General features: G+C 56.7%; 12 protein-coding genes, 1 tRNA gene and 1 pseudogene. 8 read left to right on the top strand and 6 right to left on the bottom strand.

The genetic code is table 11. The features are described 5' to 3' along the window. Positions 1-6 precede the first annotated feature (6 nt). Entirely contained in the window at positions 7-924 is a 918-nt protein-coding gene (locus IFT59_RS11765; protein WP_192086905.1) for an MBL fold metallo-hydrolase, read from the bottom strand. A gap of 194 nt (positions 925-1,118) precedes the next feature. On the opposite strand from IFT59_RS11765, the gene IFT59_RS11760 reads away from it, so the two are divergent. Together IFT59_RS11760 and IFT59_RS11755 are read left to right on the top strand one after the other, a co-directional pair. Next, positions 1,119-1,192, top strand: a tRNA-Gln gene (locus IFT59_RS11760). Positions 1,193-1,443: 251 nt separating this feature from the next. Further along, a complete protein-coding gene (locus IFT59_RS11755; protein ID WP_192086904.1) occupies positions 1,444-2,055 on the top strand; it encodes a helix-turn-helix domain-containing protein in 612 nt (203 codons plus the stop codon). Between the two features lie 264 nt (positions 2,056-2,319). Here IFT59_RS11755 and IFT59_RS11750 read toward each other — a convergent pair whose 3' ends face one another. After that, positions 2,320-3,015, bottom strand: coding sequence for a DUF6656 family protein (locus IFT59_RS11750; RefSeq protein ID WP_192086903.1), 696 nt, complete (start codon positions 3,013-3,015; stop codon positions 2,320-2,322). A 116-nt stretch (positions 3,016-3,131) separates the two neighbouring features. Between IFT59_RS11750 and IFT59_RS11745 the strand changes: the two are divergent. The 3 genes and pseudogenes from IFT59_RS11745 to IFT59_RS11735 all read left to right on the top strand — a co-directional run. Further along, positions 3,132-3,723: pseudogene (locus IFT59_RS11745) on the top strand (IS3 family transposase); the annotation flags it as partial. A gap of 520 nt (positions 3,724-4,243) precedes the next feature. After that, positions 4,244-5,410, top strand: a complete 1,167-nt coding sequence (locus IFT59_RS11740; protein ID WP_192086902.1) for a hypothetical protein — start codon at positions 4,244-4,246, stop codon at positions 5,408-5,410. Between the two features lie 439 nt (positions 5,411-5,849). After that, entirely contained in the window at positions 5,850-6,905 is a 1,056-nt protein-coding gene (locus IFT59_RS11735; protein ID WP_249407531.1) for a polysaccharide pyruvyl transferase family protein, read from the top strand. 49 nt (positions 6,906-6,954) lie between these two features. Here the strand turns inward: IFT59_RS11735 and IFT59_RS11730 are convergent, their stop codons facing one another. From IFT59_RS11730 to IFT59_RS11715, 4 genes are all read right to left on the bottom strand, one after another. Further along, the gene (locus IFT59_RS11730) at positions 6,955-7,704 is read right to left on the bottom strand and encodes a hypothetical protein (protein ID WP_192086901.1); all 750 of its coding nucleotides are present in this window, start codon (positions 7,702-7,704) and stop codon (positions 6,955-6,957) included. Next, positions 7,701-9,053: a glycosyltransferase family 4 protein gene (locus IFT59_RS11725; protein WP_342366087.1), complete on the bottom strand. Its 1,353-nt coding sequence runs from the start codon at positions 9,051-9,053 to the stop codon at positions 7,701-7,703. The genes IFT59_RS11730 and IFT59_RS11725 overlap by 4 nt, the downstream gene beginning before the upstream one ends. A 105-nt stretch (positions 9,054-9,158) precedes the next feature. Continuing rightward, positions 9,159-9,878 carry a hypothetical protein gene (locus tag IFT59_RS11720; protein WP_062453573.1) on the bottom strand — a complete coding sequence of 240 codons (720 nt, stop codon included), beginning with the start codon at positions 9,876-9,878 and terminating at the stop codon, positions 9,159-9,161. After that, on the bottom strand, positions 9,879-11,063 hold the full coding sequence (locus IFT59_RS11715; RefSeq protein WP_192086900.1) for a glycosyltransferase: 1,185 nt from the start codon (positions 11,061-11,063) through the stop codon (positions 9,879-9,881). A 170-nt stretch (positions 11,064-11,233) separates the two neighbouring features. Here IFT59_RS11715 and IFT59_RS11710 point away from each other — a divergent pair, with 170 nt between their 5' ends. From IFT59_RS11710 to IFT59_RS11700, 3 genes are all read left to right on the top strand, one after another. Next, positions 11,234-12,304, top strand: a complete 1,071-nt coding sequence (locus tag IFT59_RS11710; RefSeq protein ID WP_192086899.1) for a polysaccharide pyruvyl transferase family protein — start codon at positions 11,234-11,236, stop codon at positions 12,302-12,304. 11 nt (positions 12,305-12,315) lie between these two features. Further along, positions 12,316-13,356: a polysaccharide pyruvyl transferase family protein gene (locus IFT59_RS11705; RefSeq protein ID WP_192086898.1), complete on the top strand. Its 1,041-nt coding sequence runs from the start codon at positions 12,316-12,318 to the stop codon at positions 13,354-13,356. Between the two features lie 348 nt (positions 13,357-13,704). Further along, positions 13,705-14,664, top strand: a complete 960-nt coding sequence (locus IFT59_RS11700; RefSeq protein ID WP_162734889.1) for a polysaccharide biosynthesis/export family protein — start codon at positions 13,705-13,707, stop codon at positions 14,662-14,664. Positions 14,665-14,701 lie beyond the last annotated feature (37 nt).

Raw genomic sequence — 14,701 nt, 5'->3', positions numbered from 1 at the left:
CGCCCGTCAAGCCAGCGTATAGATGCCTGAAAGCGATGGCGGTCCGTCCGTCGCAACCTGTCCCTTGCCGATCAGGTCTTCCAGATGCGCCAGCACCGAAAGGGCGGCCGCACCATGCAGACGCGGATCCGTGCGCGCATAGATCGCCGTCACCATGTCCGGGATCAACCGGTCGCCGGCGCGGATCCGCTCCAGCACCGCACGCTCGCGCATCCGCCGGTGCGTCCGCAGGCCGCGCAGAAAAGAGGCGGGCTCGGTCACCGGTCCGCCATGTCCGGGAAAGAAAATCCGGTCTTCGTCCCCGCGGGCCAGAAGCTTTTCAACCGACGCCATGAAATCCGCCATGGATCCATCCGGCGGCGCAACGATCGTCGTCGCCCAGGCCATCACGTGGTCGGCAGAAAACAGGATGCCGGAATTTTCCAGCGCGAAGGCGCAGTGGTTGGCGGTATGGCCGGGTGTATGGAGGACGGTCAGCGCCCACCCGTCGCCCTCGATCCTCTCACCATCACCGGCCGCGATATCGGGCACGAAATCGGTATCAGCACTTTCAGCGAGCGGATTGATCTCGCCCGCGTGCAGGGAACGGGACGCCCGGTGCGGCCCCTGCGCCACCGTCAACGCCCCGGTCGCCGCCTTCAGCCGCCGTGCCAGCGGCGAGTGGTCGCGATGCGTATGGCTGACAAAGATATGGCTGACATGCCGCCCCTCAAGCGCCGCCATCAAGGCTTCAAAATGCGCCTCGTCCTCCGGCCCCGGATCAATCACGGCCACCGACGATGTCCCGACGATATAGCTGTTGGTGCCATGAAAGGTAAACGGCGAGGGATTGTTCACCGTCAACCGCTGCACCCCTGCCGCGATCGTCACGGGCACGCCATAGGAGGGCGAAAAGGTCAGATCGAAATCAAGGTCTTCCGGCATGCTCAAAAACTGTCCTGCCGCCAAGGGCGCTTGTTGTCATCTCCCCGAGGTTTAACACCCGATCAACGCGCGTAAACCCGAAACCCCGCGTTAATTCGTGACAATCCCGAAATTTGCCGTTGAGAGGGCGGCAAAGCTTTGCTAGAGCAAGGCCACTTCCGGTCCGGGCCAGCAATGATTTGCCCCCGACCTGTTGGGGCGTCGCCAAGCGGTAAGGCTCCGGTTTTTGGTACCGGCATCCCAGGTTCGAATCCTGGCGCCCCAGCCATGCATCACGTTTCGTGCAAACCCTCCAACAAGTGACCGAGAAGCGCCTGGCCGCGTATGGTCCTCAGATCCTGTGGTCTGCCGCGTTTTCCATAACTGACGACGTAGTTTATTTTAGACGAATGTAATTCTTTTGAAACCCTTGAGAGTTGCATATGCGAACAGGAAGAAATTGGTTCTTGTGTCGCATTAATGAGTTCATTCAATACAATCTCTCAAAGCCTTATCGATGTTTGGCTGCGGTCGAGCGAGATGGCAGACCCGGAAAGCGTGTATTCTAGCTTCGTCTCCAGCCTCTCCATCAAGATGGCGCTGTCCGTTGTCGCAACGGGAGACGAAGACCCGTATGACTGGCGGTTTCGGCGGGTGAGGGACTTTGGGTTCAAGAGCCATTTGCTTGGTCAATTGAGGCTGCAATTTCCCGATGCCAACCTTCGGGATCTCGATCGAGGCTTCGTCGATGAGGCCATCATCCCAACCTATTCCCGCTGTCTGCAGGTCGGGCGCCCGACGCTTGAGCTTGTCAGAACGAAGGTTCTCGGGGTCAGGATCGGCTACGAGCGACTGCTGCTTCCTCAAAAGTGGGAGGGAAGGCCGAACTGGTGTATCAGTCTGGTCGAAGGGCGGTTCTTTATTCCGCCGTCGAAAGAAGCAAAGACCGACATGACGGATGACAACATCATCCAGCTGCTGATCGAGGGGCAGACGACCAAGGAAATCGCCGAAGACCTTCACCTCTCGCCAAGGACGATCGAGCATCGCATCGACAAGCTGAAGGGTCGGTTCGAAGCCAAGAACCTCGTGCACCTGGTGGCAAAGCTCGTCGCCACGCAGATGGGTCATCGGGAAAGAGAGAAGCCCTAGAGCGTTTCCTGGCAAGATTGAAGCATTCTGTTGGCTCGAACGATTGCAGATGGTTGCCCGGTCGGCGCCCGTCGTAGCCACATCCGACGGTCAAGTCGGCCGGGCGCTCAGGCCTCCCGATCCAGCCAACCCGATGGGCCGGGCAGCCTTTCGCCAGGCTCAAAGCCGATCGGCTTTGACGTACCCACAGATATGCCCTTCGCCTTGCCTGTCCGAAATCCTGCGCCGGCAGGATGATTTACTCTCGCTGGGAAACGCTCTCGGTTACCGGTTTACAACCCGATTGATGGCAGCTCTTTCCCGGAGAGCCTCAAGCGACAATCCGGTACTTGTCGATGCGACATTGTAGAGGGCAGTGGAGATATTCTTGGTCTGGAAGGCCAGACCATTTTCGCCGAGCCGGTGATTGAAGCCGAGAAAATTGCCATTGCGGTCGAGGAGTACGTGGAGGCCGAAGAACATCTGGTCGAAGTCCTGGCTTCGCGGCTTGTAAAGATCTGTGCCGCCTGCGGACGTGTTGATCTCGCCGTCGAAATTCGCGATGAACATCTGCGTGACGGCGATGGCGTTGGGGCCGTGCTCGGTCACGACTTCCCCGAACTTGCAGGCTCCAAGATGCGGGATAGACTGCAGAATCGACGCACGAATTGCCTTGCGCATCCGGTGCCCTGTCGGAAGCGAAGAAGCGAAGAGGTGATTGGCATCGTCGCCGAGGATCGACAGGTTCTCCTTCGTGACAGCGATGACTTCTGAAAGAACCATGTCTGCGGCGAGCCGTCGAAACTTTTTGGCTGAGGTTGCCATCGGTTCCGGCTCGCCCGCTTCGCCATGAAACCAGCGTGTGTATTTCGCTGATGGGAGCGCAGCATCGCTAGAACTTGAGGCGGACAACGCCGTGCGCGAGATTTTCTTTACGTCGTCACCGAAACGGTCCCTGTACTGGAGCTTGGCTACACTCATGATGCCCTCTCTTCTTGCGTTGATGAAGAAGATATGAGTGCAGCCTTAAGAGGTTGCTCCCAGACGCTCCGTAGTTTCCCCCTCAATTGACGCAGGTCAACTTTCGCTCGGGGGCGCTTGCCGGGATTAAGGCCGAGAACGGTTACTCGAGTCGTCCCGGCAAATACGGGGGTCGCCCTTCAGTCGTGGTCGACAATACGCTCGGCCGGCGGTTCGACGTCGAGGCTGCGGACAAAGCCTGGTCACGGACATCACCTATGTCCAGACCTGCGAGGGCTTAGCCGACCTTGCTGTCGTCATCGATCTCAATTCCCGCCGGGTGATTGGCTGGGCAATGCAAAGCCGTCAGTCCGCTGATTTCGTGCTGCAAGCCTTGCTGATAGCGGTTTGGCGAGCAAGCCAAAGGATTAGGTTCTGGTCTATTCGGATTAAGGGTCGCAGTTCACCAGCATGGACTGGGCCTCGTTCTTGAAGCGCCACAATCTGGTTCACAATGAGCCGTCGTGGAAACTGCCACGACACCGCGGTCGCCGAAAGCTCCTCAACCTTCTAGCGCGTGAACGCATACGCCGCAGGATCTATCTCTCGCGTGACGAAGCCCGTCAGGACGTGTTCGACTACATTTGAATGTTCTACAACCCCAAACGCAAGCACGTCAGGAACGGGATGCTTTCGCTCGTCGAGTCCGAGAAGCAGAAGACAACCTAAACCGAGGGTGTCTACGAAACTCGTGGCTATACAGTTTCGGTTATCACCCTCTTGTAGACTGCCGGGTTTTCTTGAAGTGAAACCGTGCTTGCAAATCAATCCTACTGCCTTGGGCCACTATCCAGATCGGCGTGCAGATTGATCCGGCGCCGGTGGTCAACCGACTTCATGGTCCGATAAGGTTCCAGTGCAATACCCTTCATCCCCAGGGGTCTGAGTATTGACCGCCATTTCAACTTTAGGGCGTTAGCACGCAGTTTCACCTCGGCGCGCCTACGATACTCGGCACGCTGACGTTCCTGTTCCTGCACCTTCCGATGAAAGCCGATCCCGGCAACCGTAAACAGGACGACTGCACCGATGACAACCAGAACGGAAAGTGTGGAGAGGGAAACCATCCAAAACTCGGGGAAAGAGACTGCTTTTCTTTCGGAAGAATAGCAGACGCATTACCGCATTGTCGCCTTAGTTATTGAGAATGCTGACAGTGCCGCAATCGCGCCGGAGCTCAGAAAGATTGATGATGTATACTCGCTCGCATGGCGCCTTGCGTCGGTCCTGCTTTTCCCGTTCCAACGTTTTGGGCGGAGTTGCCGCAGCACTCGTCTCATTGTCGCCACAGGCGCTTCAGGCGGCCGAAGGCTCAGGGCCCATCTCGGACTTCATGACAATGGACGTGTGCACGCAGTCGGATGGCTCCGTTGCGATGGGTAAGATCCCTGGCTCGCCGGACTGCAGCAGTCGGCGCAACATCAAGCCTGGTGAACAGCCTACCTATATCCTGCAGAACTTCTCTGGACCAAGATCCAAGTGCGCCGGCGGCGCCGTCACCAAGGTAAACATACCCGTCACCATCGGGGCAAATACGCGCATCACGAGCTCTACTTTCAAGGCGGGGTGCGCGGGCCCCCAATCGGTTGACGATGTCGAAGGTGTCGAAGACAATGGACTTTCCATCCAGTGGTACGACAAAGGGTATGGTTTCCTGATGGGAAGCTATAGCCCCGTTGCCTTGTCGACATTTGAATCGGACCAGTGCGCCGATAGCGGCGGTACGTCGCGCCGCTTTTTCCGAGGATGGGTGATCGCACCGGCAACTGTTCCGGCGAGAGGCGAAAGCGGATATGGCGTGTTTCCAAGCAAGCTTCACAACGGTCAGCCTTCCGAACTGCCGGTAGCCTGCGCAACGCGCTACAATCGCGGCCTCACCACCTGGGCTGTTGATGATTTCACCTACAAGTCAGACCGTCGTCTGTTGTCGATTGTCTCAAGCCACTACTCGCGTAGCGGCGAGGATGGCAAGGGACCCGGGAAGGCAATGCAAGTCGAGCAGACTTACTGGACAAGGGAATTTGGTCTCTCTCGCTGGGAAAAGTGGGCTCGTGAGGACTGGGTTCATCCGCGGTCTCAGAAGTCCGCTGCGGACCTGGCACAAAGGCTTGTCTCGGCGGGTCGATGCAGCAGGCCAGAATTGGCGGCTGTTAGATATAACGCCAACTTACAGGTGTCGGGTGTTTCTTCTGAACCGAACGTCTACAGCCGTCTAGTGACCGACCCGAGCTCTGGCGAAAGACATGTGTGGTACATGACGCTATGCGAGGACTACACCAACGCATCGCCGGCTGCCCCAAAGATGGACTATATCAAATCGATCAACGGACTTGCCAATGACATCTACTGGCGTTGAGCAGCGTGGCGTGCCGGCCTGATCACGGAGTCGATACCGGCCGCTATGTTGCATAGCCGACTGCGGCAACACATATGCTCGACATGAGTATCGCGATGATCTTTATATCTACAATCGGCGCAGTCGTTCTTTTGACGACCGCAGGTATCTTGCTCGCCATCAGGGTGCTTGCGGTCGCGCATCGGCAGCAGGCAAAAGAGGACGCCGCTCTTGCAAGGTCAATGGACAAATGGATAACAACGATCGGGGAGCGCGAAGAGCGGCGGCGGCTGAGGCAGACGGAGCGCCGCGCTGCTAGGCTTTCCAAGCCACGTCACAGTATTGTAAGGGCAACGCCTGTCCAGGCTGACCGGCATAGAGCATAGGCCGTGGGCGATGGTTCGGGCTGGTAACAACGATTGCACCCAAGGGCATGCAATCTCCTAATTAGTAGGTATCTATGAAGACAAATGCGCTTGCCCAGTTCGCCCGTACGAGCGGCTATGTGCCGCTCGCGTGGGCTGGTTCCACAATGGCAATGGACTACCTCAACATCGGTGACGCGCTGAGCCCGGTCATGGTCGCTCTCATGTCCGGTCAAGATGTACAGCGCCTTCCAACGAAAACCCAAGCGCTTCGGATGGGTTGCGTCGGGACCATCGGCCACGGCTTTTCCGGCGGTGAGGTGTTTTTCTGGGGCACCGGATCTTCGAGATGGACAAATCCTTCTGCGCCCGCGGCGGAGCGCCGCGAGTTTGAGATCACGCCCGATTCCAGCTTTACGGTGACTGCCACGCGCGGCCCCGTGTCCGAAAGCATTTTGACCGGCCGCGGAGAGGGAACTGTCGGGGTCTACGGCGATCCTGTATGGTTGCTACCACGTTTCTACAATCCGACAGTCGAGAAGAAGTGGAAGCTTGGGGTGATCGTTCACCTTTCGGAGCTCTCCGATCGCGATCCGGAGGCGCATTTGCGGGCCGAGCTTCTCCGTTATCAGATCCCCCTAGAAATGCGGGACGACATCCGCATCATCAATACCGTGAGCGCGATCGACATCCAGGGCATACGCGGCAAGATCGACGAGATCCTAGCATGTGAGCGCATTGTCTCCACAAGCCTTCATGGAATGGTGTTTGCGGAAAGCTACGGCATACCCTGCCTCCATTTCCCGTCGACCGGCGCAGAGAGCGGCCTGGGTGTGCGAGATCTGCACTCGGACGAGGTCCTCGACCTTCGCATTGTCGATCTTTACCGCGGTCTGGGTCTTTCCAGTCTGCCGGTTTATACGCAGCCGCATGGCGAGCAGACAGACTGGCATGACTTGACGAAGTCCATTGACGAGGCATGGCAACCGAGGCGCCTCGATGAACAGGCGCTCATCGACGCCTTCCCGGTTGACTATGACCCGATCATACCCGCGGCCGGAACGACCATTTGGGAACATCCGGTCTTAAACAACCTGATTTTCCAGCATGACGTCAAGGAGATCAACCGAGCCGCGAAAAAGCGCGCGTGATCGCACCGCGTAACGCACCCACTGCTACGGCGGCGGGTGCGTTGAAACATCAGGCGTCTTTCTTTGCCGTCTCGATGAGGCTGAGGATAAACGCACTCAGCAAAGCCAGGGCAGGGGTAGGAGCCGACTCAGGCTTCGGTTCGTCACCAGCCCAAGTGCCGACCTTCGCGATCGAAGGATCACTGAGGTTTTCGCCGTTGCTACCCAATGTCCACCAGCCATTCGGGAGCACTCTCTGAATGATCATGGACATTAGGTCTAGCGACCGAGACGGCGAGCCCGGCGGCAGGATATCTTCGGTCGAGGGGTTCGTGTCGAAGATCTTGGCATAGTAGATGCGCTTGGCAAGATCGTCGATGGCCTCGCTTGCTTCCTCAGCCGCCTTCACCTTTCCGCGAATGCTTCGTAATTCGCCAATAGTGATCGGCTTGGTCGCGTTCGCTTTTTCGATCTCCTGAGCCAGCAATTCGGGTGAACCGTATCCGCCGGGTACCATTTTAGCTAAAGGTAGTTCCGCGGGCAGCTGTCCGTTACGAATGACGTTGGCGATGCCCTTCACGGCATCTCGAAAAATCTCTCGTCTAATCTCCGCAATGTCGCGCGGACCTGCTTCAATAGCCGCGCAAAGTTCCAGCAGAAGTGCAGAGGACGGCGCATCGGGAGACTGCGCTGCGAGATCGCGAGCCTGTCCGAGCAGGTCGTCGTTGCGGGACGGCTCAGCATTTGAGGCAATTTCGCTGATGTCTAATCCCCTTTTCCTTAGGCCTATAGCCTCAGTTATTTTGAATATGCGGCTCATTTTAGCTTCTTGTAAAGCTCAGTTAGTCGTTCTGAGTAACGCTCTGGCGAAAACAGCTTGGCGCGTTCTCGCCCCGCTGCCTCGTAATGCGCAACCATGTCGTCATCGTTCTGCATGTCACGGATCGCCCGTGCGATCGCCCCGACGTCATATGGGTCGACGAGATAGGCGCTGTCGCCCGATACTTCCGGGTTCGATCCTTCCGTCCCTGTAATCACGCCTGTGCCAAGCTGCATCGCCTCGAGGATAGGCAGGCCGAAACCCTCGTAAAGCGAAGGAAACACGACGGTGCGCGCGCACCTTATGATCGAGGCGAGCATGTTGAGCGGCAGATATTCTAGACGGATAATCTGCTGGGCTCGTGAAACAGCGCTGATCGACGGATCGACGGTTTTTTTACCGCCGCTTTGTCCGGAAACGCCGAGGAGACGCAGATCGTTGGCATCCTTCCACGTCAACTGCCCTACCACGACCAGCGGATATCTTGACTGACTCGCGAGATAGGCTTCGATAATCCTGCCAACATTCTTCTTCGGTTCAATTGCGCCAAAGAACAGGAAATATTTCTTGGGTTCGAGACCAAAGATCGCTTCGACTTCTGTCGCCACTTCGTCGAATGGCCGTTCCAGAATTGCACTCGGCAAGCTGACCGATTGATAGGTGTTCGTAACCTTCTCCTCGGGTACGCCAAGAAGATCGACAATATCGCGCTTGGACGCTTCGGATACCGTCACGATATGATCGGCGTCACGGGCGATATCGCGCGCAACGCGGAAATATTCCTTCTTGTTGTCGAGTGTTGTGTAGGGAAGGCGCAGCGGGACCAGATCGTGGATAGTGTAGATGTTCTGGGCGTGCTTCAGGCGGATGGGAAGCGGGTAAGTCCAGTGGGCAATTTCAGCGGGACGCTCATACGAGGTCTCCATGAACTTGCCGTAGACCTTGAAATGCCAACGAGCGACGGTGAAGAGGTGCTGGTAGTTGAAGATGCGGTCGTACGGGGGCAATATCCTCGTCGGGTGCCTCGCAATGACCTTGCCGGTGATGGGTACTTCGCGAGCCTTCAATCCCATCGGTGATCGAAGGAGCGTTTTTGCCACGTCCATGATCTTCGGCGATTTCGTCACCGGATCGAAGAAGTTTACTTCGTTAAGCAGAGGGTTCGTACCGGTTGACGTCCGCAGGCCGTAGAGCAGATCAATCTTGTGTCCGAGCTTCGACAGTTCCAGGCTAAGATTGCGCGAATACGTGGCAACACCCGTGCCTCTTTCCAGAGCAAGGTTGTAGCCGTCAATCATAATGCGTCTGTTGGTCATGATATCTCTTGCTGGACTTTCGCTGTTTTGCACGTATCGGAGACGTTTGTAGCCCGAGTTGTTGTCGTCGACCTTAATTGCGGGATCGAGCCAAAATTTGCAACCGCTGAGCCCGGCGCATCACTGATCTCCTCAAGGCTACCCTGGATTGACCAACTGGATTTCACCTCCAGTGGCGTCTTCGCTAGTCCCGTCTCCATCGCGCAACGTCGCTTCACCGAGTAGAGCGATCGCTTCATCGGCAGTATCTGTCTGCTGGATACTCATTCTGTCTATGACGTAAAACTCGTTGCAATATTTGCGAATGACCGTCGGAGAGGAGGTGTAGATGATGAAGCCGGACGTCTCCATTCTTTCTCTGACAAGGCTCGTGCACTGATCGCGAAACGGTCCGCGCCCACCAATCAGCGAGTCGTCCACCACATAGGTGTCGAAGGGGATGGCGTAACTGGAGGCAAAGATGAACTTGGTACGCTCGTCCCTGCTGTAGAGCTTGAACGACTTGTCAATCGTCTTACCAAGATCGGCGAAATCGACAACGAACTGGATGATCGGGCGCGGGTCGAACCCGAAGACCCGGCAGAGGAACGCAAGGTTTTCGCGGCCCGTGAGAAGATTGTTGAACACACCGCCACCACCGACGGGAAAGGAAACCAGCGAACTGCGTTTGACGCGCCCGAAATCTGGCCGCAGTTTACCGGTGGTGAGATCGGTCGCCGTGGTTTTGCCGGCGCCGCTGGGCGACAGGATGCCAGTGATCCTGTCGGGGCTGAACGTCACATCGGCAGCTTCGAAAACTTTCGTTTTCTTGTTTTTCTGCTTCAATGTTTTGTAGACGTTTTCAAAAACGACTGACATCTATCCGACCTGTCTCGTTATGTCGTGGGCAGGAGGGAGCGACCGCGAAATGATCTCGCGCTTCCAACCTGGACCATCGAGCGGATCAAGAAACACCGTACCTGTCGGAGCGATCTCGCGAAAAACGGGAATATCGGAAACGATGCAGGGCAGATCAAGGGCTGCAGCTTCCAGAAGCGGGATACCAAGACCTTCTACAAAGGACGGAAACAGCAGCGCAGTCGATGCTTTCATCACGGCTTGCACTTCTCCATCCGAAAGGTCGCCGAATTCGGTGACGCTACCTTTGATCGCCACGCACCTGTCCAGCATATCCAAGACGTTCTCGTTCTCCCAGCCTCTTTTACCGATGATGCAGAGATGCGGCGCGTCTTCTTGCTGCTCCAGCATCTGCCGCCATAGGTTCAGAAGCAAAAGATGGTTTTTTCGCGGTTCAATCGTACCGATGACGGTAAAAAGTGAACGTTGGCGAGAGATAAAGGTCTCGATTTCGGTGCGGATCGGGAGCCGCGCAGCGGTGGTTGGGATCAGCGCCGGTTTAAGGACGATAAACCTCTCGACCGTCCACCCCTTTGTCCCGGCCAGTTGGCGAAAGCGCGTATCGGTGTCGTGCGAGTTCGATGCTATGGTCACCGGCGCATCCATTAACTCGCCCAGATAATTTTCGAAAGCCGGGCGAGTTTCCGGACGTTGATACTCCGGCATCTCCAAAGGGATGATGTCATGAATGTAGATGACCCTCTTCATCGCCTTCAGGGGATCGAGTCGACCGATCCCCCCCTTAATTTTTCCAAGTCCCGAATGCGATGCAACGACATAGGTCGTGTCGGAGGTGACAACCGTTCTCTGGTCACGTCTCGTGACCGACCCATATGCAATCTCGGCTGTGTACGACTGGGTACTTCGAGCGCGTTCGTTAGGGCTTTGCTTACCGTTCCACCGCGCGTCGAGGGCGCGAAGCAAGGACATTCCAGTCTCGTGGCGCAAGATAGTTACGCCAGCTGCTCCGGCATAGAGAAAATAACATGACGTTTTAAACCGAGCCGCAAGATCGAGCGCGATCTCCAGATCGATGCGATCGACACCGGTTGCAAACGCCCTGTTCCGGCTGCGCAACAACCGTGAGAGATCGAACAGTACCTGGCTGGTTTCGATCGGAACTGGTGGCATCTGCAGCTTGAACATCTGGCTCTTCTGATACTCTTGTCAGATTGGTGCCGCAATGTTTATGCACGTGACGGCAGCGGGGCGATTGAAAAACGGTGGCGTTTTGCTTTAAGGCCTAGTGATAAGACCGATTGCGCCACCCTGGCGCAAGACCTAGACGTATATTTCCAACACGAGAATGGGACGAGATGTCAAACAGTTTGAAGGAGGTTGTGGCCTCGACCGGCACCATTCCTCTGTCTTGGGTGGGGCAATCGGCCAAACAGTCTTATTTCAATCTCGGTGACGCCCTGTCGCCGGTCATCGTATCGTTTCTATCGGGGCTGCCTGTAAAACACGTCGCTGCGAAATCCCGAGAGACTCGCCTGGCAGCCGTCGGAACGATAGGTCACATGTTCAGGGGAGGCGATGTCTCCTTCTGGGGTACTGGTACGTCTCCCCATCTCAACCCACACGACGCACCGAAGGAAAAGGTTCCTTATTCTCGCCCGCAGGATACGACCATAACGACCTATGCGACGCGGGGCCCCTTCACGCGCGAGGTCTTCGGACTCGATCAGGCCGGCCCGGCTATCTACGGAGATCCGCTGTGGCTGCTGCCGCGCTTTCACGAGGCGCCGAAGGAAAAGCGCTTTGAACTGGGTGTCATCCTGCACCTTTCAGAACTTGCTGACCGCAACTACGTCGCTACGCCGAAGAGCGAGTATCTTCGCTATCGGTTGTCCGGGGCGGACGAGACATCCGTCAAGCTGATCAATACCGTAACCGCTCCCACCACAGCCGCGCTTCGCGAGCGCCTCGACGATATTCTGTCCTGCAAGCGTATCGTGTCGACCAGCTTGCACGGCATGGTTTTCGCCGAATCTTACGGTATTCCCTGTCTGTATTTCTCCCCGCGGGCGTCCCGTGCTGGGCTTGGAAAAATCGATTTTTCTGAGCCGGATGTGATCGATCTGCGTTTCAACGATCTCTACAGGGGGCTCGGTCAAACGGCTTTGGATGTCTGGTATCAGCCCCGTTCCAAGCCTACGGACTGGGGTGAGTTGATCCGTGCGATCGACAGCGTCTGGTTCCCGAAGACGCTTGATGAAGATGCACTCATTGAAGCGTTTCCGCTTCAGGTCGCGCCTCTGAGTAAAGGGCCGACAGGAAGTGCGTTCGATCATCCCTCATTGAGCCGGATGATCCCGCCAAAGCCGGAGCCATCGACGAACGTCGGTTCCTCGCTTTTTAAACGCGTCATTTCCCACTTTCGGTAAGCGAGAGCTCCATGCCACTCAGTGCCGCAAAGCGGTTTCTCAGCCGTGAAAAAAATCCCGCCAGCGGAGCTGTGACACGGCCAAGGCTCGGCCGTCCGCGCTCGCTCAGGTTCACCTGGGTCTGGACAACGGACACGCATTACGACGCAAATCTCGGCGATGCCTTGAGTGCAGTCGTCGTTGCAGCCATGTCTCGGCTGCCAATTCTCAGAGCACCTTTCAGTGCCAAGAAGGAGCGCCTGGCTGCTGTCGGTACGATCGGACATGCCCTGCATTTCGGCAAGGTGCATCTCTGGGGTACCGGATTTGACATGCAGCGCGATCGCACGGGCGGCCTTGTCGGTTACCAGATTCCAGATGACACCGAACTTGTCGTCCACGCGGTGCGCGGCCGCAGAACCGCCGCAGCGCTCCGCGCAAAGGGTATTGTCGTACCAGAAGCCTACGGTGATCCCGTCTGGTTCCTACCCAAAATCTTTCCGGATCCAAACGTGAAGAAATGGGATCTCGGCGTAATCGTCCACATATCCGAACTCGAAGCACCAAATGCCAACGCGCTGGTAAAAGCGGCGATTGCGCGGTACCAAATTCCGCCGCACCTGGCGGAGCGCGTGCATATCATCAACACGTACACACCAGCGACTATTGACGGGCTCCGATCGAAAACGGAGGAAATTCTTGCCTGTCGGCGGATCCTGTCCACAAGTTTGCATGGTCTCGTGATTGCCGAGACCTACGGTATACCATGTGCTTGGTTTGCGACCTATGGCGGCGAGTCCGGATCGCTCGCGATCGATGGCAGCCAGCCGATCGATCACCGGATGAAGGACTTTTACAGCGGCGCCGACCGCGACACCGTTTTAAGCTATCTTCAGCCGCTCGATCACCACACGGATTGGGAGAATGTGATTCGCTTTCTTGACGAAAACTGGGAATCTCTCAGCTATGATTCCACTGGTCTTTTTGACGCTTTTCCGTTGAGGAAGCACGTGGATCTCAGTGAAGCAGAGTGGGAGATACCCCCTGCGATTCTTTCCCAGATTCCACTTTAGAAGAAATTGTTAAGCCAATCCTTTTACAAGGAAATACCTCTGCAAATCTGTTTCATATCCGGATTCGCAGTTGAACAAGATTGCTCGGTAGTTTACTGATGCTGGCGCTCCTCAGGGGAGTGTTGCAGCCATTGCGAAGAGTAAAAGTGAATGCAGTCCTATAGACGACTTTTGGCCGCATCGGCGGTAGCCCTTTGCTCATTTGCAACGTCATGTTCCGTTATTCCGAGCTCCGGCCCGAGTGCTGGTCAGATCGAATCGGGTTCAAGTTCTGTCGAAGCGCCCTACGTTCTGATCAATGTCACGCAGCGAGTTGCCGATCTTCTTTCCGTTTCTGATGAGAAGCCGTTGTCAGTTGCCTTTGGTAACTCCGGCCGCGCGAGTACATCCCTTATCGGCGTCGGCGACGTCGTCACCGTCGCGATTTGGGAAGCGTCTGAGAACGGCCTGTTCTCCGCAGGCGCAGGACGGCAGGGTGGTGCACAGATTCCTGAGCAGCCTGTTTCTGAAAGCGGTATGATTGTCGTTCCCTATGCCGGTACGATCCGCGCCGCTGGACGCAGCCCTCAGCAAGTCAAGGCCGATATCGAGAAGGCTCTTTCCGGCATGGCAGTCGAGCCACAAGTGCTCGTCAACGTCGCAAAGAACAATGCGAACGCTGTGACTGTGACAGGCGAAGTTGCCTCCAGCGGGCGAATTCCGTTGACCGCGGGCGGCGGGCGTCTTCTGGACGTCATCGCCGCTGCCGGCGGACCTCGCATGGAATCGCATCAGCTGGCTGTCCAGATCTCGCGCGGTATGCGGACAGAGACGATGCCGATGGAGAAATTGATCTCCAGCCCGCGCGAGAACATCTATGTGCAGGCTAACGACGTCATCGCTTTGATCCGTCAGCCGCGCAGTTTCACGGTGTTCGGCGCCGCGACAGCCAACGCATCCGTGCCGTTCGACCAGTCGCAGCTCTTCCTCAATCAGGCTCTCGCGAAGGTAGGTGGTCTCAACGATGAACGCGCCAACGCAAAGGGCATCTTCATCTATCGTCGAGAACCTCTCGCGGAGGTTCGTCGCTTCAATCCGTCGGCGCGCGCCATGCATTCGGATGGAACAGTCAACGTCATCTACCAGATCGATTTGAAGGACCCGAGCGGCTTCTTCGTCCTCAAGAGCTTCAAGGTCAATAACGGCGATCTGGTTTATATTGCCAACTCATCGCTTGCGGAGCTTCGTAAGTTCTCTACCCTAGTCAGCACGACTGTTTCCCCTGTCACGCAGGGCGCGGGTGTCGCCTCCACTGTTAACGGATTGTAAGCCGAGCGCTCTTAAGCCTTCGAAAAGCCGATATCGC

Source organism: Rhizobium sp. CFBP 8752, assembly GCF_014842035.1.
Taxonomy (GTDB): Bacteria; Pseudomonadota; Alphaproteobacteria; order Rhizobiales; family Rhizobiaceae; genus Neorhizobium; species Neorhizobium soli.
This window is presented reverse-complemented; position numbering and strand designations above follow the sequence as displayed.

Bases quoted from the DNA above. Each gene is read 5' to 3' on its own strand.
- IFT59_RS11765 (WP_192086905.1), bottom strand. From the start codon at position 924: ATGCCGGAAGACCTTGATTTCGATCTGACCTTTTCGCCCTCCTATGGC.
- IFT59_RS11755 (WP_192086904.1), top strand. From the start codon at position 1,444: ATGGCAGACCCGGAAAGCGTGTATTCTAGCTTCGTCTCCAGCCTCTCC.
- IFT59_RS11750 (WP_192086903.1), bottom strand. From the start codon at position 3,015: ATGAGTGTAGCCAAGCTCCAGTACAGGGACCGTTTCGGTGACGACGTA.
- IFT59_RS11740 (WP_192086902.1), top strand. From the start codon at position 4,244: ATGATGTATACTCGCTCGCATGGCGCCTTGCGTCGGTCCTGCTTTTCC.
- IFT59_RS11735 (WP_249407531.1), top strand. From the start codon at position 5,850: ATGAAGACAAATGCGCTTGCCCAGTTCGCCCGTACGAGCGGCTATGTG.
- IFT59_RS11730 (WP_192086901.1), bottom strand. From the start codon at position 7,704: ATGAGCCGCATATTCAAAATAACTGAGGCTATAGGCCTAAGGAAAAGG.
- IFT59_RS11720 (WP_062453573.1), bottom strand. From the start codon at position 9,878: ATGTCAGTCGTTTTTGAAAACGTCTACAAAACATTGAAGCAGAAAAAC.
- IFT59_RS11715 (WP_192086900.1), bottom strand. From the start codon at position 11,063: ATGTTCAAGCTGCAGATGCCACCAGTTCCGATCGAAACCAGCCAGGTA.
- IFT59_RS11710 (WP_192086899.1), top strand. From the start codon at position 11,234: ATGTCAAACAGTTTGAAGGAGGTTGTGGCCTCGACCGGCACCATTCCT.
- IFT59_RS11705 (WP_192086898.1), top strand. From the start codon at position 12,316: ATGCCACTCAGTGCCGCAAAGCGGTTTCTCAGCCGTGAAAAAAATCCC.